Source organism: Pseudomonas sp. WP18, assembly GCF_036689585.1.
GTDB lineage: Bacteria > Pseudomonadota > Gammaproteobacteria > Pseudomonadales > Pseudomonadaceae > Aquipseudomonas > Aquipseudomonas chlororaphis_E.
Genome location: NZ_CP144758.1, coordinates 642,527 through 664,403 on the forward strand (window position 1 = coordinate 642,527; position 21,877 = coordinate 664,403).

The window sequence follows — 21,877 nt, forward strand, 5'->3', positions numbered from 1 at the left end:
CCCTTGGTAAAAAAACCTGGAAATTTCACGAATGGCACGATCCTAAGCTGCAGCGCAGGGTCGAACGGCGTCGGAAACAGGATTCAGGTGCCTGAAATTTCCCGTTTCATTAAGCCTATGCCAAACTAACCCGCATATAGACAAGGTGAAAATTCTCTAATGGCCGATTGGCAGTCCCTCGATCCCGAGGCCGCTCGTGAAGCGGAAAAATATGAAAACCCTATTCCTAGCCGCGAACTGATCCTGGCGCATCTCGCCGATCGGGGTTCGCCCGCCAGCCGCGAGCAATTGGTCGAAGAATTCGGGCTGACCACCGAGGACCAGCTCGAAGCCCTGCGCCGCCGCTTGCGCGCCATGGAGCGCGACGCCCAGTTGATCTACACCCGCCGCGGCACTTATGCGCCGGTGGACAAGCTCGACCTGATTCTGGGCCGCATCGCCGGCCATCGCGACGGCTTTGGGTTCCTGATCCCGGACGACGGCAGCGACGACCTGTTCATGAGCCCGGCGCAGATGCGCCTGGTGTTCGACGGTGACCGGGCCCTGGCTCGCGTCTCCGGCCTGGACCGCCGCGGTCGTCGTGAAGGCGTGATCGTCGAAGTGGTGTCCCGCGCCCACGAAAGCATCGTCGGTCGTTATTTCGAAGAAGGCGGCATCGGTTTCGTCGTCGCCGACAACCCGAAGATTCAGCAGGAAGTGCTGGTTACCCCGGGCCGCAATGCCGATGCCAAGGTCGGTCAGTTCGTCGAAGTGAAGATCACCCACTGGCCTACCCCGCGCTTCCAGCCCCAAGGGGACGTGGTGGAAGTGGTCGGCAACTACATGGCCCCGGGCATGGAGATCGACGTCGCCCTGCGCACCTACGACATCCCACACGTCTGGCCCGATGCGGTCATGAAGGAAGCCTCCAAGCTCAAGCCGGAAGTCGAAGAGAAGGACAAGGAAAAACGCATCGACCTGCGTCACCTACCGTTTGTCACCATCGACGGTGAGGATGCCCGGGACTTCGACGACGCGGTCTACTGCGAAGCCCGGCCCGGCAAGCTGCGCCTATTCTCCGGCGGTTGGAAGCTGTACGTGGCCATCGCCGACGTTTCCAGCTACGTGAAGCTCGGTTCGGCGCTGGACGCCGAAGCGCAGGTGCGCGGCAACTCGGTGTACTTCCCCGAGCGCGTGGTGCCGATGCTGCCTGAGCAACTGTCCAACGGTCTGTGCTCGCTCAACCCGCACGTCGATCGCCTGGCCATGGTTTGCGAGATGACCATCTCCAAGTCCGGCGAAATGACCGACTACTGCTTCTACGAAGCGGTCATCCATTCCCACGCGCGGCTGACCTACAACAAGGTCAGCGCGATGCTGGAGACGCCGAAACTGGCCGAGTCGCGCAAGTTGCGCGGTGAGTACAGCGAAGTGTTGCCCGATCTCAAGCAGCTTTATGCGCTGTACAAGGTGCTGCTGGCGGCGCGCCATGTGCGCGGTGCAATCGATTTTGAAACCCAGGAAACCCGGATCATCTTCGGTTCCGAGCGCAAGATCGCCGAAATCCGCCCGACTGTTCGCAACGATGCGCACAAGCTGATCGAGGAATGCATGCTGGCGGCCAACGTCGCCACCGCCGAATTCCTGAAGAAGCACGAGATTCCCGCGTTGTACCGGGTCCACGACGGCCCGCCGCCGGAGCGTCTGGAAAAACTGCGGGCGTTCCTCGGCGAGCTCGGCCTTTCCTTGCACAAAGGCAAGGAAGGTCCGACACCCAAGGATTACCAGGCCCTGCTGGCCAGCATCAAGGATCGCCCGGATTTCCATCTGATCCAGACCGTGATGCTGCGTTCGTTGAGCCAGGCGGTGTACAGCGCCGATAACCAAGGCCACTTCGGCCTGAATTACGAAGCCTACACCCACTTCACGTCGCCGATCCGCCGTTACCCCGACCTGCTCACGCACCGGGCCATTCGCAGCGTGATCCATTCGAAGATGAACACTCCGCACGTCAAGCGTGCCGGTGCGATGACGATTCCGAAGGCGCGCATCTACCCGTACGACGAAGCCGCCCTCGAGCAGCTCGGCGAACAATGCTCGATGAGCGAGCGTCGTGCCGACGAAGCGACCCGTGACGTGGTGAACTGGCTCAAGTGCGAATACATGAAGGATCGCGTCGGTGAGTCGTTCCCGGGCGTGATCACGGCCGTGACCGGTTTCGGCCTGTTCGTCGAGCTGACCGATATCTACGTCGAGGGCCTGGTGCACGTCACTGCGCTGCCGGCGGACTACTATCACTTCGACCCCGTGCATCACCGCCTGGCGGGCGAGCGCACCGGTCGCAGCTTCCGCCTGGGTGATACCGTTGAAGTGCGGGTCATGCGCGTCGACCTCGACGAGCGCAAGATCGACTTCGAGATGGCGGAAAAGACCATCAGCGCGCCGATTGGCCGCAAGAAACGCGGTGCCGAAACCTCCGCGCCTGCTGCCAAGGCCGCCGAGCCGGCATCGTCCCGCTCCGGGCGCGGGTCGGCCAAGGAAAAAGCCAGCGAGGCCTATCGTCCGAGCGATGCGGCGGCGAAAAACGCCGAAGTGCGCAAAAGCCGTGAAATGAAGCAGGCGTTGCTGGCTGAAGCCAAGAACGGTGGCAAAGGAGCGTCGGGTAAGGCTGGGCGTTCGGCACCGGACAAGGCCGCCAGCAAACCGAGCAAACACCGTAAAGGCCCGCCAAAAGCGGGCTCGGCCCCGGCCAAGAGTGGCGGGGCGCGTAAACCCAAGGCCAAGTCATGAGTCAGTTGGAAAAAATCTACGGCGTGCATGCCGTGGAAGCGCTGTTGCGTCATCACCCCAAGCGGGTCAAGCAGATCTGGCTGGCGGAAAGCCGCAGCGAGCCTCGGGTGCAAACCCTGGTCGAGCTGGCCAACGAAAACCGCGTGGCAGTCGGCCAGGCCGAGCGGCGCGAGATGGACGCCTGGGTGGAAGGCGTTCACCAGGGCGTCGTGGCCGAGGTCAGCCCGAGCCAGGTCTGGGGTGAGGCCATGCTCGAAGAGCTGCTCGATCGCACCGAAGGCGCGCCACTGTTGCTGGTACTGGACGGCGTGACCGACCCGCATAACCTGGGCGCCTGCCTGCGTTCGGCGGATGCCGCCGGCGCGCTGGCGGTGATCGTGCCCAAGGACAAGTCGGCTACATTGACCCCGGCGGTCCGAAAAGTCGCCTGCGGCGCCGCGGAGGTGATTCCTCTGGTGGCCGTGACCAACCTGGCGCGCACCCTGGAGAAACTCCAGCAGCGCGGCCTGTGGGTGGTCGGCACGGCGGGCGAGGCCGAGCAGGACCTCTACCAGCAGGACCTGACCGGCCCGACGATCCTCATCATGGGCGCCGAAGGCAAGGGCATGCGTCGCCTGACCCGCGAGCATTGCGACTACCTGGTGAAATTGCCGATGGCCGGTAGCGTCAGCAGCCTCAACGTCTCGGTCGCCACCGGGGTCTGCCTGTTCGAGGCGCTGCGCCAGCGTAGCGTCAAGGCGGCTGCTAAGAAGTCTTGATTCAAACCCGAGCCTGAATGTGGGAGCGGGCTTGCTCGCGAATGCGGTCTGACAGTCGACAGTGATGTGTCAGCGACACCGCTTCGCGAGCAAGCCCGCTCCCACATTGGTTTTGCGGTGTTGTTCAAATAATCACCAATTGCCTTGCGCCGCCCTCGACCCTTCTCTACAATTGCGCCCCTTGCTGTGATGGCAGGCACTTATGTGTCTAGCGTCCACAAGTCCATAAGTGTCATTCACTCCTTGTCTGACCGTTTTTGAGCGGCAGGCTACAACCCGTAAGGAGCATTCATGCGTCATTACGAAATCATCTTTTTGGTCCACCCGGATCAAAGCGAGCAAGTCGGCGGCATGGTTGAGCGTTACACCAAGCTGATCGAAGAAGACGGCGGCAAAATCCACCGTCTGGAAGACTGGGGCCGTCGTCAACTGGCCTACGCAATCAACAATGTTCACAAGGCTCACTACGTGATGCTGAACGTTGAGTGCACCGGCAAGGCCCTGGCCGAGCTGGAAGACAACTTCCGCTACAACGATGCAGTGATCCGTAACCTGGTCATCCGTCGCGAAGAAGCCGTTACCGGCCAATCCGAGATGCTCAAGGCTGAAGAAAACCGCAGTGAGCGCCGTGAGCGTCGCGACCGTCCTGAGCACTCTGACAGCGCCGATGGCGATGACAGCGATAGCGACAGCGACAACAGCGATAACGCTGACGAGTAATCCACGGACCTTTTAAGGAGCCAATCACATGGCACGTTTCTTCCGTCGTCGTAAATTCTGCCGCTTCACCGCTGAAGACGTGAAAGAGATCGACTACAAAGATCTCAACACCCTGAAAGCCTACGTATCCGAGACCGGCAAAATCGTTCCAAGCCGTATCACCGGTACCAAAGCTCGTTATCAGCGTCAGCTGGCCACCGCTATCAAGCGCGCCCGCTTCCTGGCCCTGCTGGCCTACACCGACAGCCACGGCCGCTGAGACCAGGTTCGTCGACGAGTAGTAAGGGATTGAATGCATGCGCGCCTTAGCTGACTTCATCATGCGGGGACGTGTGCAGGCCACGCTGGTCGTGGCCGGATCCGCGGCATTGCCGCTGTTGTTCTGGTTGAGTGCCGCCGCCGGATGCCTTGTGCTCCTGCGGCGCGGTTCGGACGCCTTGAGCGTCCTGGGTATCGGGTTGTTGTCGGCGTTGGTGAGCTGGCATTTCCTGAAGGACCCGACAACGCTCCTGGTGTTGATCGGGGCTTGCAGCCTGGCGTTGATTTTGCGCGCCGGGCATACCTGGAACCGCGTGCTGCTGTGCAGCGTGGCCGTGGGGTTGTTGTGTGCGGTGAGCCTGGGGACTGTGTTCAGTTCCATCATCGAATCGCTGGCGCAGACGTTCAAGGACGTGTTGCCGCTGGCGATGGGTGGGGTCTACGAGACATTCTCGGCAGACCAAAAGGCGTTTGTCACCGCCATGACTGCTCCGCTGATGATCATTTCGATAGCGTCTTCGTTGCAGATCTTTAGCGTGCTGTGCCTGATGCTTGGGCGCTACTGGCAAGCTTCGTTGTACAACCCCGGTGGTTTCGGTCGCGAGTTTCGCGCCGTCCGATTCCCCAAAAGCGTGGCGCTGTCACTGCTGGCCGTCATGTGTGTGGCTCCGTTCTTCGGGCTGCATGCACTGATCCTGTTGCCGTTGTGCAGTGTGCCGCTGATCTTCGCCGGTCTGGCTCTGGTTCATGGGCTGGTGGCGCAGAAACGACTGGCCAGTTTCTGGCTGGTGGGGATGTACGTGACGTTGTTTCCTTTCATGCACTTGCTCGGTCCGTTGCTCGTGGTCCTGGCCATCGTTGACAGCCTGATTGATTTTCGCGGTCGGATGGCGTCGAAAGACGCCGACAACGCGAACGGTGAAGGTTAAAAGTTAGAGGATTTTCACATGCAACTGATCCTTCTGGAAAAAATCGCCAACCTGGGCAACCTGGGCGACAAAGTAAACGTTAAGGCCGGCTACGGTCGTAACTACCTGCTGCCTTTCGGCAAAGCCACCGCTGCGACCGCTGCCAACCTGGCTGCGTTCGAAGAGCGTCGCGCTGAGCTGGAAAAAGCCGCCGCAGACCGTAAGGCATCGGCTGAAAGCCGTGCTGCCCAACTGGCCGAGCTGGAAGTGACCATCACTGCCACCGCTGGCGACGAAGGCAAGCTGTTCGGTTCGATCGGTACTCACGACATCGCTGACGCACTGACCGCCTCCGGCGTTGAAGTCGCGAAAAGCGAAGTTCGTCTGCCGAACGGCACCATCCGCAACGTGGGTGAATTCGACGTCGCCGTGCACCTGCACGCTGAAGTTGAAGCCACCGTACGCGTTGTCGTGGTAGCAGCTTAAGCAGTACCTCTCGGCTGGCACCCTTGGGTACTAGCCGGTAACATCGGGCACGATCCTGTCTACAGGTCGTGCCCTTTGTCTTTCTGCAAGTCCGATTTTCATCACCCCTGCGTTTCCAAAGAATCAAGTGGCCATGAACGAAATCACCGCTCCCGAGCAATACGATCTGCAAACCGCTGCCCTGAAGGTGCCGCCGCACTCCATCGAGGCCGAACAGGCCGTGCTCGGTGGCTTGATGCTGGACAACAACGCCTGGGAACGCGTGCTCGATCAAGTCTCCGACGGCGATTTCTACCGGCATGACCACCGCCTGATTTTCCGGGCGATCGCCAAGCTGGCCGATCAGAACATGCCGATCGACGTCGTGACCCTGGCCGAACAACTGGACAAGGAAGGGCAGACGTCCCAGGTGGGCGGCCTCGGTTACCTCGGCGAACTGGCGAAAAACACGCCGTCTGTCGCCAACATCAAGGCCTATGCGCAGATCGTCCGCCAGCGCGCGACCCTGCGCCAACTGATCGGCATCAGCAACGAGATCGCCGACAGCGCCTTCAACCCGGAAGGGCGTACCGCCGAAGAGATCCTCGATGAAGCCGAACGGCAGATCTTCCAGATCGCCGAGGCGCGGCCAAAGACCGGCGGTCCGGTCAGCGTCAACGACTTGCTGACCAAGGCCATCGACCGGATCGATACCCTGTTCAACACCGACAACGCCATCACCGGGCTGTCCACCGGCTACACCGACCTCGACGAGAAGACCAGCGGCTTGCAGCCGTCCGACCTGATCATCGTCGCCGGCCGTCCGTCCATGGGTAAGACCACCTTCGCGATGAACCTGGTGGAAAACGCCGTGTTGCGCAGCGACAAGGCGGTGCTGGTGTATTCCCTCGAGATGCCAGGCGAATCGCTGATCATGCGTATGCTGTCGTCCCTGGGGCGCATCGACCAGACCAAGGTCCGTTCCGGCCAACTGGAAGATGACGACTGGCCGCGCCTGACGTCGGCGGTCAACCTGCTCAATGACCGCAAGCTGTTCATCGACGACACCGCCGGCATCAGCCCGTCGGAAATGCGCGCCCGGACCCGTCGCCTGGTACGCGAGCACGGTGACATTGCGCTGATCATGATCGACTACCTGCAATTGATGCAGATTCCCGGCTCCAGCGGCGACAACCGGACCAACGAGATTTCCGAGATCTCCCGCTCCCTCAAGGCCCTGGCCAAGGAGTTCAACTGCCCGGTGGTGGCGCTCTCCCAGTTGAACCGCTCCCTGGAACAGCGTCCCAACAAGCGCCCGGTGAACTCCGACTTGCGGGAATCCGGAGCGATCGAGCAGGACGCCGACGTCATCATGTTCGTGTACCGGGACGAGGTGTATCACCCCGAGACGGAGCACAAGGGCATCGCCGAGATCATCATCGGCAAGCAGCGGAACGGCCCGATCGGCTTCATCCGCCTGGCGTTCATCGGTAAATACACCCGGTTCGAGAACCTGGCGCCGGGTAGCTATAACTTCGACGATGATGAGTAAGACCTTCTTTTTTTGAAGGGCTGCAATACTCCTTGTGGGAGCGGGCTTGCTCGCGAAAGCGGTGGCTCAGGAGACATTGATGCTGAACGTCCGTCCGCTTTCGCGAGCAAGCCCGCTCCAACATTGGTTTTGCGATAAGCCCGACCATTTCCGACCATAGCCGTCGGACTTGATCATTTTTTGTGCTATATTTCGCCCCCGCGATTTTTCACCTTTTATACCGGTCATCGACATGCAAGCAGCCAAGCCGTTATTTGACTATCCCAAGTACTGGGCCGAATGTTTCGGCCCGGCGCCATTCCTGCCCATGAGCAGGGAGGAGATGGATCAGCTCGGCTGGGATTCGTGCGACATCATCATCGTGACCGGTGATGCCTACGTCGACCACCCGTCGTTCGGCATGGCGATCATTGGTCGTTTGCTGGAAGCCCAGGGCTTTCGCGTGGGGATCATTGCCCAGCCGAACTGGCAGTCCAAAGACGACTTTATGAAGCTCGGCGAGCCCAACCTGTTCTTCGGCGTCGCGGCCGGCAACATGGACTCGATGATCAACCGCTACACCGCCGACAAGAAGATCCGTTCCGATGACGCCTATACCCCCGGCGGCCTGGCGGGCAAGCGTCCGGACCGTGCGAGCCTGGTCTACAGCCAGCGCTGCAAGGAAGCCTATAAGCATGTGCCCATCGTGCTCGGCGGCATCGAAGCGTCCCTGCGACGCATTGCTCATTACGATTACTGGCAGGACCGGGTGCGCAACTCGATCCTGATCGACGCCAGCGCCGACATCCTGCTCTACGGCAACGCCGAGCGGGCCATCGTCGAGGTCGCCCAGCGCCTGTCCTATGGCCACAAGATCGAAGACATCACCGATGTGCGCGGCACTGCGTTCATTCGCCGTGACACGCCCAAGGACTGGTACGAAGTCGATTCCACGCGCATCGACCGTCCGGGCAAGATCGACAAGATCATCAACCCGTACGTGAACACCCAGGACACTGCGGCCTGCGCCATCGAGCAGGAGAAGGGTCCGGTTGAGGACCCCAGCGAAGCCAAGGTCGTACAGATCCTGGCCAGTCCGAAGATGACCCGCGACAAGACCGTGATCCGCCTGCCTTCGGTGGAGAAGGTGCGCAACGACGCGGTGCTCTATGCCCACGCCAACCGCGTGCTTCACCTGGAAACCAACCCGGGCAATGCCCGCGCCCTGGTGCAGAAGCACGGCGACGTCGATGTCTGGTTCAACCCGCCGCCCATTCCGATGACCACCGAGGAAATGGACTACGTGTTCGGCATGCCCTACGCACGTGTCCCGCACCCGGCCTACGGCAAGGAAAAGATTCCGGCCTACGAGATGATCCGGTTCTCGGTGAACATCATGCGCGGCTGCTTCGGCGGCTGCACGTTCTGCTCGATCACCGAGCACGAAGGCCGGATCATCCAGAACCGTTCCGAAGAGTCGATCATTCGCGAGATCGAAGAGATCCGCGACAAGGTCCCGGGCTTTACCGGGGTGATTTCCGACCTCGGCGGCCCGACCGCGAACATGTACCGCATTGCCTGCAAGAGCCCGGAGATCGAATCCGCGTGCCGCAAGCCTTCTTGCGTGTTCCCCGGCATCTGCCCGAACCTGAACACCGACCATTCCTCGCTGATCCAGCTGTACCGCAGCGCGCGGGCATTGCCTGGGGTGAAGAAGATCCTGATCGCTTCCGGCCTGCGCTACGACCTGGCGGTCGAGTCGCCGGAGTACGTCAAGGAGCTGGTGACCCACCACGTCGGCGGTTACCTGAAGATCGCCCCGGAGCACACCGAGGAAGGGCCGCTCAACCAGATGATGAAGCCGGGCATCGGCACCTATGACCGGTTCAAGCGGATGTTCGAGAAGTACACCAAGGAAGCCGGGAAAGAGCAGTACCTGATTCCGTACTTCATCGCCGCCCACCCGGGCACCACCGACGAAGACATGATGAACTTGGCGCTTTGGCTCAAGGGCAACGGCTTCCGGGCCGACCAGGTGCAGGCGTTCTACCCGTCGCCGATGGCCACCGCCACGGCCATGTATCACTCGGGCAAGAACCCGCTGCGCAAGGTCACCTACAAGAGTGACGGGGTGACCATCGTCAAGAGCGAAGAGCAGCGCCGTTTGCACAAGGCGTTCCTGCGCTACCACGACCCCAAGGGCTGGCCGATGCTGCGCGAAGCGCTGACGCGCATGGGTCGGGCGGACCTGATCGGGCCGGGCAAGCATCAGTTGATCCCGCTGCACCAGCCGGCCACCGACAGCTACCAGAGCGCCCGTCGCAAGAACTCGACGCCGGCCGGCAGCCACAAGGTGGGCAAGGACACCACCCGGATCCTGACCCAGCACACCGGCCTGCCACCGCGCGCCAGCGACGGCGGCAACTCGTGGGACAAGCGCGAGCAAGCCAAGGCCGCCGCGTTCGCCCGCAACCAGCAGGCCGCCAAGGAGCGCAAGGACGCGGCCAAGGGCAAGGGGCCGAAGCCGGCACGCAAGCCGGTCGTGCCACGCTGATCGCCACGTTGCACCGCAAACGCCAGCCTAAGTGCTGGCGTTTTGCTTTCTAGCGGCTGTGCTGCCCATTTGCTATCGTGGCCGCCGCCCCTGTTCCGGGCCATGAAGCCGGGTGATGCGCCGCGCCACAAGGTCTGTGCCGATCTTGCACAGAGGCTGTGTCGATAAGGCGCTCCCCCTCCGATCCTCAAGGACGATTCCCATGAGCAGCCCCTCAACCCCCGCCATTGGCATGGACTTCACGTTCTCCCAGTACATGGCCCGCCAACGCATCGAAGCCCAGATCAACCTGCCGCGCCTGTTCGCGGCCATCGATGCGGACCCCAATATCGCCGGCGCAGGGGTGGTGTATATCGACTCTGAGTACAACGTGGTGACCCTGCGCGAGTTCAAGCCGATCTGCAGCATCGCGCCCAAGCGCGTGATTTTGCGCGAGGCCAAGAAGTACATCGCCCCGCAGCAGTTCATCGACCAGGTGAAAAGCAGCCCGCGGGAGTCGAAGCTCGGGGTGGAGGCGACCAATGCCGGCTTGTCCTGCGTCGCCGCCGTCATCGGTTGGGTGGTGGTGTTCAGTGGCAGCGTCGCCGTGCCCTTTACCGCTGGAGCCAGTGCCTGGGTGGTGGCCCTGGGCGTAGCTGCCGCGACGGCGAGTACCGCTCAATGTGTGATTGGCGGCGCGCGGGTCGCCAACGAACTGAACAACCCCACCGGCAATGATGAGATGAACGACGCCGACTGGTACAACATCGTCTCGCCGATCCTGGATGCGGTGTCCCTGGTGGGCGTGGGTGGCTCGGCCCTGACCACGGTTCGCCTGCTCAAGGCCAACAAGGCAGCCGCTACCGGAAAGAGCTGGTACCAGTTGCTCAAGGGGTTGAGCCGGCAGGAACGCAGCAAATTGACCAAGGAGTTGCTGACGCTCAAGGACCCGAGCCTGACCGCCAAGCTGCTCAAGTTGCAGCAGCGGGCCGGGGCCCTGCCCAAACGTTATTCGTCCGCCGAAATCAGACACGCGACGCTGACCCAGATCAAGGACGCCTTGGGGGGTGCCTTGGGTGTCATCGGGAGTTACACCAGCGACGGCCATGTGAAAACCGTGGCTGTCGGCCTGTACGAGGAGTTCACCGAATGATCGGCGGCGGATCGCTGAAGGGCTTCCTGGCCCGCTACTTCCCGGTGTTCATGGGCACCCTTTTGCTGGGCTGCTTTTGCGGGTCGATGCTGCTCTCGCTGGCCGGGACGACCTACTGGCGGGCCTTGGAACCCTCCACCAGGGCTGACTATGTCGGGTTCGGGACATTGGCCCTGGTGCTCGTCCTGGTGGGGGCCAATCTCCTGATCGTACGTGGGCGGGCCTGGGCCGTCTGGGGGGTCGCGGGGTATTTCCTGGCGTGCCTGGCCGCCGTGCTGCCGATGTTTGCCTACCGGCCGCACCAAGGCGTCTACCTGTTCGCCGTGCTACTGCCTCTACTGGGGTTGTTGTTGCTCAACAGCCAGCGCCACCGGGAAATGCGCCGCAAGCTGGTGGAGATTCGCCGCCAGCGCGAGTTGATCATCCAGGCCGCCAAGGGCCCGCGCTCCCGCCGCTGAGCCCACGTCCTCGCCACATTTATGTGCGGCCCTTTGCGCGAGAAAGCGGGCAACGTTCGGTTTTAGTGCTCTACTGCCTTGAGTAGACGAAGAAAGTGTCCGGCCTGCCTGCATGGCATAAGTCTTGCGCCGCTTTCGATAACGCCCAGGCTCGCAGGAGACACGCCGTGTCGATCCATGTTGCTTTGCACCACGTCACGCATTACCGCTACGACCGCGCCGTCGAGCTCGGGCCGCAGATCGTTCGCCTGCGCCCGGCGCCCCATAGCCGTACGCGGATTCTTTCCTATGCGCTGAAGGTCTCGCCCGACCAGCACTTCATCAACTGGCAGCAGGACCCCCAGGGCAATTACCTGGCGCGGCTGGTGTTTCCCGAGAAAACCGAGGAGCTGCGGATCGAGGTCGACCTGCTGGCGGAAATGGCGGTGTTCAACCCCTTCGACTTTTTCCTCGAGCCTTATGCCGAGAAGATCCCCTTCAGCTACGCCGCCGATGAGCGCAAGGAGCTGGCCCCGTACCTGGAAACCCTGCCGCTGACGCCGCGGTTGCAGGCTTACCTGGAGGGCATCGACCGCACGCCGCTGCCGGCGGTGGATTTCCTGGTGGCGCTCAACCAGCGCCTGAGCGAAGACATCAACTACCTGATCCGCATGGAGCCCGGCGTCCAGACTCCGGAGCACACCCTGGAGCAGGCCTCCGGTTCTTGCCGCGACTCGGCCTGGTTGCTGGTGCAACTGTTGCGCAACCTCGGCCTGGCGGCGCGGTTCGTGTCCGGTTACCTGATCCAGTTGACGGCCGATGTGAAAAGCCTCGACGGCCCGTCCGGGACCGAGGTGGACTTCACCGACCTGCATGCCTGGTGCGAGGTCTACCTGCCGGGCGCGGGCTGGATCGGCCTGGATGCGACGTCGGGGTTGTTCGCTGGCGAAGGGCATATCCCGCTGGCGTGCAGCCCCGATCCGTCCTCGGCGGCACCGATCAGTGGCCTGGTGGAACCGTGCGAGTGCGCGTTCAGCCACACCATGTCGGTCGAGCGCGTCTGGGAAGCGCCGCGGGTGACCAAGCCGTACACCGACGCGCAATGGCTGGCGATCCAGGCCCTGGGCCGGCAGATTGACGTGGATCTGCTGGAGGGTGATGTGCGCCTGACCATGGGCGGCGAGCCAACGTTCGTGTCCATCGACGACCCGGATGGCGCCGAGTGGAACACCGCGGCGCTCGGGCCGGACAAGCGCAGGCTGTCTGCCGAGCTGTTCGCTCGGATGCGCGACCACTATGCCCCCAAGGGCCTGGTGCATTTCGGCCAGGGCAAGTGGTACCCCGGCGAACAACTGCCGCGCTGGTCGCTCAATTGCTATTGGCGCCGTGATGGTGTGCCGATCTGGCACAACAGCGCACTGATCGCCGACGAGCAGCAGGACTACCAGGCTGACGGCGAGCTGGCGGGGCGCTTCCTGACCCGCGTCGCCGAGCGCCTGAACATTCCCGCGCGATTCGTGTTCCCGGCCTACGAAGACAATTTCTATTACCTGTGGCGCGAAGGCGCGCTGCCTTCGAATGTCACGGCCCAGGACCCACGCCTGGAAGAGCCTTTGGAGCGCGCGCGGCTGCGCAAGGTCTTCAGCCAGGGCCTGGACAAGGTGATCGGTCAGGTCCTGCCGTTAGCCCGTACCGCCAAGGGCGATCAATGGCAAAGCGGCCGCTGGTACCTGCGGGATGAGCACTGCCGGCTGGTGCCGGGGGATTCGCCCCTGGGCTATCGCCTGCCGTTGGCGTCGCAGCCCTGGGTCAAGGCGGCTGAGTTCCCGTTCATCCACCCCACCGATCCGAACCAGGATTTTCCTGAGTTGCCCGACACTGAACGGTTGGCGCTGCACGGCGAAGCGGCCGTCGAACCGGATCGTGCGCCGCCGGTCGATGTCTCGGCCGATTGGCTGACCCGTACCGCCCTCTGTGCCGAGGCCCGCGACGGCCGGCTGTACCTGTTCATGCCACCGCTGGAGCGGGCCGAGGATTACCTGGAGCTGGTCAGCGCCATCGAGGCGACGGCGCAGGCACTGCACTGCCCGGTGTTGCTGGAAGGCTATGAGCCGCCGAGCGACCCGCGCCTGGGCAATTTGCGCATCACTCCCGACCCGGGCGTGATCGAGGTCAACGTGCAACCCTCGGCCTCATGGGACGAGTTGGTCGAGCGCACCGAGTTCCTCTATGAGCAAGCGCGGCAGACCCGCTTGACCACCGAGAAATTCATGATCGACGGCCGGCACACCGGCACTGGTGGCGGTAACCATTTCGTACTGGGCGGCGCGACACCGGCTGACTCACCTTTCCTACGGCGTCCTGATCTGCTGCGCAGCCTGATCAGCTACTGGCATAACCACCCGTCGTTGTCCTACTTGTTTTCCGGATTGTTCATCGGCCCGACGTCCCAGGCGCCGCGGGTGGACGAGGCGCGCAACGACGCGTTGTACGAGTTGGAAATCGCTTTTGCGCAGATGCCCCAGCCGGGGGAGGAATGCCCGCCCTGGCTGGTTGACCGGTTGTTGCGCAACCTGTTGATCGACGTGACTGGCAATACCCACCGCGCCGAATTCTGCATCGACAAGCTCTATTCCCCGGACGGTGCCACCGGCCGTCTCGGCCTGCTAGAGCTGCGCGCTTTCGAGATGCCGCCTCACGCCCGCATGAGCCTGGTCCAGCAACTGTTGCTGCGGGCATTGGTGGCGCGGTTCTGGCGCGAGCCCTATGCGCCGACGAGACTGGCGCGCTGGGGCACCGAACTGCATGACCGATTCCTGTTGCCGCACTTCATCGAGCAGGATTTTGCCGACGTCATCAATGAGCTGAACGCTGCCGGCTACCCGTTGCGCGCCGAGTGGTTCGCCGCTCACCTGGAGTTCCGTTTCCCCAAGGTTGGCGATTACGCGGTCAATGGCATCGAGTTGCAGTTGCGCCAGGCCCTCGAACCCTGGCATGTGCTCGGGGAGGAGGGCGCGGCGGGCGGCACTGTGCGTTATGTGGATTCCTCCCTGGAGCGCTTGCAGGTCAAGCTCAATGGCCTGGCACCGCAACGTTATGTGTTGACCTGCAACGGCGTGCCGGTGCCGCTGCACCCCACCGGTCGGGTCGGCGAGTTCGTCGCCGGGGTGCGTTTTCGCGCCTGGCAACCGGCCAACTGCCTGCAACCGACCATTCCGGTGCAGGCGCCGCTGGTCTTCGATGTGCTCGACACCTGGACGCAGCGTTCCCTGGGCGGCTGCCAGTATCACGTGGCGCATCCTGGCGGGCGCAACTACGAGAGCCTGCCGGTCAATGCCAACGAAGCTGAGAGCCGGCGGATGGCGCGCTTTTTCCGGCTCGGGCACACGCCCGGGAAAATTCCGATACCGAGCCTGGCCGTGGATGACGAATTTCCGCTCACGCTTGATCTGCGGCGTTTCCATGGGGCCCCGAAAATGTAACGCACATCTCCTGTGGCGAGGGAGCTTGCTCCCGCTGGCTGCGAAGCAGCCCCTTTTTTGTGAGCGCTTCGCACGGGTGCGCCAGCCCGGTCAAGCGGGAGCAAGCTCCCTCGCCACGATGGTTCAAGGCTGAAATAGGTTGCCTGGCCCAAGGCAACACACATCTATCCGCGCGTCATCTGCTTGCGCTAGTCTGATCCTTCATTGCCGTCTGCCGAGCTTTCCATGCCTGACCTGCTTGACCGTTACCCGCTGACGACGGGCACCTATCACGAATTGCTGGACGACAGCGGTGCGGTGCGCCCGCACTGGCGACGGCTGCTCGACCAATTGCAACGCAGCACGCCGGCCCAGTTGATCCAGCGCCAGGCCCTGCTGGCGCGGCAGATCCAGGAAAACGGCGTGACCTACAACGTCTACGCGGACCCCAAGGGTGCGGATCGGCCGTGGGAACTGGACCTGCTGCCGCACGTCATCGATGCCCAGGAGTGGAAGCACCTGTCGGCCGGCATCGCCCAGCGCGGCCGCCTGCTCAACGCCGTGCTGGCGGATCTGTACGGGCCACAGCGGCTGATCAGCGAGGGCCTGTTGCCGGCGGAACTGGTGTTCGGGCACAACAATTTCCTCTGGCCCTGCCAGGGCATTGCCCAGCCGGGCGCCAACTTCCTGCACCTGTACGCGGTAGACCTGGCGCGCACACCCGATGGCCGCTGGTGGGTCACGGCGGATCGGACCCAGGCGCCGTCGGGGGCCGGGTATGCGCTGGAAAACCGCATGATCGTTTCCCGCGCGTTTCCTGAGTTGTACCGTGACCTCAAGGTGCGGCACCTGTCCGGCTTCTTCCGGACCCTGCAGGAAACCCTGGCACGCCAGGCGCCCAGCGATGGCGAGGCGCCGTTGGTGGTGCTGCTGACGCCGGGGCGGTTCAACGAAAGCTATTTCGAACACCTGTACCTGGCGCGCCAGCTGGGTTATCCGCTGGTGGAAGGCAGCGACCTGACCGTCCGGGACGCCACGGTCTACCTCAAGACCCTCAGCGGCCTGCGCCGGGTCCACGCCATCATGCGTCGGCTCGACGATGATTTCTGTGACCCGCTGGAACTGCGCACCGATTCGGCCTTGGGCGTGCCGGGGTTGCTGGAGGCGGTGCGCCAAGGCCGGGTGCTGGTGGCCAATGCCTTGGGCAGCGGCGTGCTGGAGTCGCCAGGGTTGTTGGGCTTTTTGCCGCAAATCAACCAGTACCTGTTCGGCGAAGCGTTGTTGCTGCCGTCGATCGCCACCTGGTGGTGCGGTGAGCCACCGGTGCTGGCCCAGGCCTTGGAGAAGTTGCCTGAACTGCTGATCAAGCCGGCGTTCCCCTCGCAGAGCTTCAACCCGGTGTTCGGCCGCGACCTGAGCGAACAGCAGCGTAGCCAACTGGCGGCGCGCATGCAGGCGCGTCCCTACGCGTACGTCGCCCAGGAGCTGGCGCAACTGTCCCAGGCTCCGGTCTGGCAGGCCGAGGACGGGCAGATCCAGCCCCGGGCCATTGGCATGCGCGTGTATGCGGTGGCCGGGAAGGATGATTATCGGGTGCTGTCCGGTGGCCTGACGCGCGTGGCCGCCGAGGCCGACGCCGAGGTGGTGTCGATGCAGCGCGGTGGCGCCAGCAAGGACACCTGGGTGCTGGCGGAGCAGGCACCGGGCGGCGAGCAGTGGGCCGCCCAGCGGACCGTAGGCGTCCACGACCTGGTTCGCCGTGACCCGTACCTGCCGTCGCGGGTGGTGGAAAACCTGTTCTGGTTCGGCCGCTACTGCGAGCGCTGCGACGACAGCGCGCGGCTGTTGCGGATCATGCTCGCGCGCTACGTCGACGGCGATGATCCGCAGGCCTTGCAGTCGGCGGTGGCCCTGGGCGAAAGCCTGATGTTGCTGCCCGACGAGGGCCAATTGCCCGAGCGGCTGCTGGCGGCCCTGCTGGGCGAGGACTGGTCGTTCAGCCTGCGCTCCAACCTGCAGCGCTTGCAGTGGGCGGCGTCCCAGGTGCGTGGGAAGTTGTCGCGGGAGAACTGGCAGGCGCTGGTTGAGCTGCAGCGCGAGGCCATGGAACTGGACACCGCCGAGCCGGATTTCGGCGAACTGCTGGACTTCCTCAACCGGCTGGTGATGTCCCTGGCGGCGTTGTCCGGTTTTGCCCTGGACGACATGACCCGCGACGAGGGCTGGCGCTTCCTGATGATCGGCCGGCGTCTGGAGCGCCTGCAATTTCTCAGCAGCAGCCTGGCGGCATTCCTGCGGGGCGAGGCCGTGTTCGATCAGGCCGGGCTGGAATGGTTGCTGGAGTTGGGTAACAGCAGCATCACCTACCGCTCGCGCTATTTGGCGGTGGCGCAACTGATCCCGGTGCTCGACCTGCTGTTGCTGGACGAGCAGAACCCCCATGCGGTGCTCTTTCAGTTGAAACTGGTGGCCCGCACCCTCAAGCGTCTCAACGATGACTTCGGCGCGCCCCGTGACGTTGCCTTGCCGGACCTGGTGACGCGCCTTTCACGCTTCGATTTGCGTTGCCTGGAAAACCCGTTGTTCGGCGAAACCAGCCTGCGCGCGGCGCTCGACGGGTTGGCCGACCTGCTCCAGGAAGTGGCCGATGTCAGCGGTCAGGTGTCCGATCGCCTGGCCTTGCGTCACTTTGCCCATGTCGATGATGTCAGCCAGCGCACGGTGTCCGTCTGATGAGCGCCCATTACCAGATTTTCCACGACACCCATTACCACTACGATAGTCCGGTTTCCCTGGCCCAGCAGCTCGCGCACCTGTGGCCACGGCCGTGTGAGTGGCAACGTTGTACCGAGCAGCAGTTGTTGATCAGCCCGGAACCGACCACCCGCCGCGATGAGCAGGACGTGTTCGGCAACCCGCTGACCCGGCTGGCTTTCGAGCGACCGCACGATGAGTTACAGGTCAACGCACGGTTGAGCGTCGAAGTGCTGGCCCGTCCTGAGCTGGATTTCAATATGTCCCCGGCCTGGGAGTCGACCTGCCAGGCCCTGAGCTACAGTGGCCGGCCGCTCACGGCCCCGGTGCTGGAGGCGTGCCGTTACCGCTTCGAGTCGCCCTATGTGCACCTCAAGCGCAGTTTCGTCGAGTTTTCCGCAAGCTGTTTCCCGCCGGGCCGGCCGTTGATGCTCGGGGTCCGGGCGTTGATGGAAAAGATTTTCCAGGAATTCACCTTCGACGCCGAAGCGACCCAGGTGGCGACGCCGTTGGTGGAGGTGCTGGAGCGGCGGCGGGGCGTGTGCCAGGACTTTGCCCACCTGATGCTGGCCAGTCTGCGCTCACGCGGGCTGGCGGCGCGTTACGTCAGTGGCTACCTGCTGACCCAGCCGCCACCCGGCCAGCCCCGCCTGATCGGCGCCGACGCGTCTCACGCCTGGGTGTCGGTGTATTGCCCGGTGCTGGGCTGGGTGGATTTTGATCCGACCAACAATGTGCAGCCGGCCCTGGAGCACATCACCTTGGCCTGGGGCCGCGACTTTTCCGATGTGTCGCCGTTGCGCGGGGTGATCCTGGGCGGCGGCAACCACGATCCCGAGGTGCGGGTGACGGTGATGCCGGTTGAGTCATAGGACGATCACTGTGTGGGAGCGGGCTTGCTCGCGCAAGCGGGTTGTCAGTCGATGACGAGGTCGCTGGCACACCGCCTTCGCGAGCAAGCCCGCTCCCACAGGCAAGGTATTCAATCGCGAGGAAAGCGTCATGTTCCCGGTTTCCATCAAAGGCGTCCTGCAATCCCCCGAAGGCCTGGTCGTGCTGATGCTCAATGAGCGAGACGAGTGGGAATTGCCCGGTGGGCGGATCGAGCTGGGCGAGACGGCGCCGCAATGCCTGGCGCGGGAGATCGCCGAGGAGCTGGCGGTCGATGTGAGCGTGGGCGAGCCGCTGGACACGTACCTGTTCGAGGTGATTCCCGGCAAGCACGTGTTCATCGCCACCTATCGCTGCCAGCTACAGGGTGGTTTCGTGCCGACGATCAGCCATGAACACAAGGAGATTGGTCTGTTCGAGCCGAGCCGGTTGCCGGCCAACCTGCCGCAGGGCTATCGCCAGTCGATTGGCCGGGCATTGGGTTCGTAAGGCCGGCAGCGGGGCTGCCGACCCAGGACACAGGACCGGCGGGCCAGGAGGGATCAGGCGTCAGACGCCGGGTCTTTCGGTGCGTCACCTTCGTCGGTGGTCATGTCGCTTTCGGCGTCGTGGCTCAGTGCCGCTTCTTCAGCCGAGGCTTTCTTGCGCTGCAGCTTTTCCTCTTTCTTCTGCTCCTTGGCCAGGTCTCTCTGACGTTTGGCGAAGGAATAATTGGGTTTGGCCATGGGCGTTCCTCTGGGGTCGAAGGGAGGTAGAGCGGCGCGTATTCTGCCCTGTATCGGGGCCGAGCCGTTAGCGGGGTTTTTGTTCGGCCCACTTCGGCTGCACCGAGGGTTGCCATTCGTCCAGCGCGTCGAGCAGGTCATGGGCCGATTCGCTCACTTGCAGCATGTCACGATGCGGCGCCCGGACGAAGCCTTCGCCGACGATGTGGTCGAGGAAACCGGTCAGTTTGCTGTAGAACCCGTTCACTTCCAGCAGGCCCAGCGGTTTGCCGTGATAGCCGAGCTGGCCCCAGGTCCAGACCTCGAACAACTCTTCCAGCGTGCCGAGGCCGCCGGGCAGGGCGATGAAGGCATCGCTGAGTTCGGCCATGCGCGCCTTGCGGGCATGCATGCCGTCCACCACCTCCAGGCGGGTCAGGCCGGCGTGGCCGATCTCCTTGTCCTTCAGGCTTTGGGGAATGATGCCAATGACTTCACCGCCGGCCGCCAGGGCCGCGTCGGCAACGATGCCCATCAGGCCGACGGCACCGCCGCCATAGACCAGTGTCAGCTTGCGCTCGGCCAACGCCTTTCCCAGGGCCTGCGCCGCTTCACGGTAGGCGAGATGGCTGCCGGTGCTGGCGCCGCAAAATACACAAACAGATGCAATGGACATGCTTTACTCCGTGGGTCGATGACCGTTGCAGAGTAAAGCCTCGTCACGGGTGTGCAAAGGCGCTTAAGGTCTTAGCCTTCGCGCTGGGGTTTTTCGTAGGTGCCACTGGCGCCGCAGGCGTAGGCGGCGAGCAAGCTGCACAACAGGCTGTTGAGGTTCATGGTGGACGCTCCAGAGGTTGATGGAGCCGATCATAGGGCTGGCTCGTGCATCTGGCTGGTTGATTGTGTCCATCAGGCTGATAGCCTTAAGTTGTATACAATGTTTGATTCAGGTCATAGGAACTTGTCTGAAATTAAGGCAGTCTTCCCCTTTGAAGGAATTTTCTAACCATGCCTTGGAGATTCACGATGTTTGCCAAACTTGTTGCGGTATCCCTGTTGACGCTGGCCAGCAGCCAACTGATGGCAGCGGAGTGCAAGACCACGATCGATTCCACCGACCAGATGTCCTTCAGCAACAAGGCCATCGAAATCGACAAGAGCTGCAAGACATTCACCGTTGAACTGACCCATTCGGGCAGCCTGCCGAAAAACGTCATGGGCCATAACTGGGTCCTGAGCAAGGAAGCCGACATGCAGCCGATCGCGACCGATGGCCTGGGGGCTGGCATCGACAAGAACTACCTGAAAGACGGTGACGCCCGCGTCATTGCCCATACCAAAGTGATCGGTGCCGGTGAAACAGACTCGGTGACCTTCGACGTGTCGAAGCTCGATGCGGCTGAAAAATATGGTTTCTTCTGCTCGTTCCCGGGCCACATTTCGATGATGAAAGGTACTGTTACCCTGAAATAATTTCTGTGGGAGCGGGCTTGCTCGCGAAGGCGGCCGGACATTCAACATAGATGCCACAGATACACCGCCTTCGCGGGCAAGCCCGCTCCCACAAGGGATTGGCAGTGAACACAAATGCTGTGCACGCCGCAGCTTCCATGTGGGAGCGAGCTCGCTCGCGAAGACGGCGGCGCCATCACCGGGTGGTTGGCTGACCGCCCGCTGTCACGAGCAGGCTCGCTTTCACGCGATCATGGCGCGTACGGCAGAACCCGTTTGTGCTCGGTCTTGCGGTAGGTTTCGCAGATGATCCGGGCGGCGTCTTCGCGGATGGTCTTGCCATGCAGGAAGGCGTCGATCTCGCCGTAAGTCACGCCGTGGGCGGCTTCGTCGGGTTTGCCGGGGGAGAGGTCCTCGAGGTCGGCCGTGGGGACTTTCTCCACCAGCGATTCCGGCGCGCCGAAGTCACGGGCGATGGCCCGGACCTGGTTTTTCACCAGGCCGCTCAGCGGGGCCAGGTCGCAGGCGCCGTCACCGAACTTGGTGAAGAACCCCATCACGGCTTCGGCCGCGTGGTCGGTGCCGATCACCAGGCCATGTTCGGCACCGGCGATGGTGTACTGCGCCACCATGCGCATCCGCGCCTTGGTATTGCCCAGCACGAAATCCCGCGAGCCCGGTGCCTTGCCTTCGAAGGCCAGCACCTCTTTGGCCAGCGCCTTGACCGCCGGGCCGATGTTGACGGTGTGGCGTTCGTCCGGTTCGATGAAGTCCACGCAGGCTTGTGCTTCGTGCTCGTCGAACTGGGTTTCGTAGGGCAGGCGCACGGCGATGAACTTGTAGGCCGGGTTGCCGGTTTTCTCCCGCAGTTCACGCACCGCCCGTTGGGCCAGCAATCCGGCGGTCAGCGAATCGACTCCGCCGCTGATGCCCAGCACGAGGGACTTGAGCCCGGAATTGACCAGGCAATCCTGGATGAAGCCCACCCGCCGTGCGATTTCAGCCTTGAGGGCCGCGTCATCGGCGAACGGTGGCTGGACGTTGAGTTGTTCAGCAATCTCACGCTGTACGGCTTGCATGAAT

The 21,877-nt window shown here is 62.9% G+C and carries 18 protein-coding genes; 15 read left to right on the forward strand and 3 right to left on the reverse strand.

Going from position 1 to position 21,877, the window contains the following annotated elements:
- Positions 1–159: 159 nt before the first annotated feature.
- The 14 genes from rnr to V5F23_RS02810 all read left to right on the forward strand — a co-directional run bounded on the left by rnr (position 160) and on the right by V5F23_RS02810 (position 19,127).
- On the forward strand, positions 160–2,769 hold the full coding sequence (rnr, locus tag V5F23_RS02745) for a ribonuclease R (protein ID WP_042729521.1): 2,610 nt from the start codon (positions 160–162) through the stop codon (positions 2,767–2,769).
- Positions 2,766–3,527, forward strand: a complete 762-nt coding sequence (rlmB, locus tag V5F23_RS02750; protein WP_042729522.1) for a 23S rRNA (guanosine(2251)-2'-O)-methyltransferase RlmB — start codon at positions 2,766–2,768, stop codon at positions 3,525–3,527. Before rnr ends, rlmB begins: the two co-directional genes overlap by 4 nt.
- Before the next feature lie 291 nt (positions 3,528–3,818).
- The gene (gene rpsF, locus V5F23_RS02755) at positions 3,819–4,247 is read left to right on the forward strand and encodes a 30S ribosomal protein S6 (protein ID WP_003186395.1); all 429 of its coding nucleotides are present in this window, start codon (positions 3,819–3,821) and stop codon (positions 4,245–4,247) included.
- 28 nt (positions 4,248–4,275) lie between these two features.
- Complete coding sequence (gene rpsR / locus V5F23_RS02760) at positions 4,276–4,506, forward strand: 30S ribosomal protein S18 (RefSeq protein WP_002551829.1); 231 nt, start codon at positions 4,276–4,278, stop codon at positions 4,504–4,506.
- Between the two features lie 37 nt (positions 4,507–4,543).
- Positions 4,544–5,434 (forward strand): hypothetical protein, encoded by an 891-nt coding sequence (locus V5F23_RS02765; protein WP_042729523.1) that lies wholly within the window; start codon positions 4,544–4,546, stop codon positions 5,432–5,434.
- A gap of 18 nt (positions 5,435–5,452) precedes the next feature.
- Positions 5,453–5,899 (forward strand): 50S ribosomal protein L9, encoded by a 447-nt coding sequence (gene rplI / locus V5F23_RS02770; RefSeq protein ID WP_003186385.1) that lies wholly within the window; start codon positions 5,453–5,455, stop codon positions 5,897–5,899.
- Positions 5,900–6,032: 133 nt separating this feature from the next.
- On the forward strand, positions 6,033–7,430 hold the full coding sequence (gene dnaB / locus V5F23_RS02775; RefSeq protein ID WP_042729524.1) for a replicative DNA helicase: 1,398 nt from the start codon (positions 6,033–6,035) through the stop codon (positions 7,428–7,430).
- A 232-nt stretch (positions 7,431–7,662) separates the two neighbouring features.
- Positions 7,663–9,963, forward strand: coding sequence for a YgiQ family radical SAM protein (locus tag V5F23_RS02780; protein ID WP_047736052.1), 2,301 nt, complete (start codon positions 7,663–7,665; stop codon positions 9,961–9,963).
- A 202-nt stretch (positions 9,964–10,165) separates the two neighbouring features.
- On the forward strand, positions 10,166–11,095 hold the full coding sequence (locus V5F23_RS02785; protein ID WP_042732909.1) for a hypothetical protein: 930 nt from the start codon (positions 10,166–10,168) through the stop codon (positions 11,093–11,095).
- Entirely contained in the window at positions 11,092–11,553 is a 462-nt protein-coding gene (locus tag V5F23_RS02790; RefSeq protein ID WP_047736050.1) for a hypothetical protein, read from the forward strand. Before V5F23_RS02785 ends, V5F23_RS02790 begins: the two co-directional genes overlap by 4 nt.
- A gap of 167 nt (positions 11,554–11,720) precedes the next feature.
- Positions 11,721–15,014 carry a transglutaminase family protein gene (locus V5F23_RS02795; protein WP_338497499.1) on the forward strand — a complete coding sequence of 1,098 codons (3,294 nt, stop codon included), beginning with the start codon at positions 11,721–11,723 and terminating at the stop codon, positions 15,012–15,014.
- Between the two features lie 225 nt (positions 15,015–15,239).
- The gene (locus V5F23_RS02800) at positions 15,240–17,726 is read left to right on the forward strand and encodes a circularly permuted type 2 ATP-grasp protein (protein WP_042731292.1); all 2,487 of its coding nucleotides are present in this window, start codon (positions 15,240–15,242) and stop codon (positions 17,724–17,726) included.
- On the forward strand, positions 17,726–18,619 hold the full coding sequence (locus tag V5F23_RS02805; protein ID WP_042731291.1) for a transglutaminase family protein: 894 nt from the start codon (positions 17,726–17,728) through the stop codon (positions 18,617–18,619). Before V5F23_RS02800 ends, V5F23_RS02805 begins: the two co-directional genes overlap by 1 nt.
- A 130-nt stretch (positions 18,620–18,749) precedes the next feature.
- Complete coding sequence (locus V5F23_RS02810; RefSeq protein ID WP_042731290.1) at positions 18,750–19,127, forward strand: NUDIX domain-containing protein; 378 nt, start codon at positions 18,750–18,752, stop codon at positions 19,125–19,127.
- Between the two features lie 53 nt (positions 19,128–19,180).
- Here V5F23_RS02810 and V5F23_RS02815 read toward each other — a convergent pair whose 3' ends face one another.
- Both V5F23_RS02815 and V5F23_RS02820 read right to left on the reverse strand, forming a co-directional pair.
- Positions 19,181–19,363 (reverse strand): hypothetical protein, encoded by a 183-nt coding sequence (locus V5F23_RS02815; protein ID WP_042731289.1) that lies wholly within the window; start codon positions 19,361–19,363, stop codon positions 19,181–19,183.
- Between the two features lie 67 nt (positions 19,364–19,430).
- On the reverse strand, positions 19,431–20,018 hold the full coding sequence (locus tag V5F23_RS02820) for a TIGR00730 family Rossman fold protein (protein ID WP_042731288.1): 588 nt from the start codon (positions 20,016–20,018) through the stop codon (positions 19,431–19,433).
- A 350-nt stretch (positions 20,019–20,368) separates the two neighbouring features.
- Between V5F23_RS02820 and azu the strand changes: the two genes are divergently transcribed.
- On the forward strand, positions 20,369–20,815 hold the full coding sequence (gene azu / locus V5F23_RS02825) for an azurin (RefSeq protein ID WP_042731287.1): 447 nt from the start codon (positions 20,369–20,371) through the stop codon (positions 20,813–20,815).
- 230 nt (positions 20,816–21,045) lie between these two features.
- Here the strand turns inward: azu and nadE are convergent, their stop codons facing one another.
- Positions 21,046–21,873: an ammonia-dependent NAD(+) synthetase gene (gene nadE, locus V5F23_RS02830; protein WP_042731286.1), complete on the reverse strand. Its 828-nt coding sequence runs from the start codon at positions 21,871–21,873 to the stop codon at positions 21,046–21,048.
- Between the last annotated feature and the right edge of the window lie 4 nt (positions 21,874–21,877).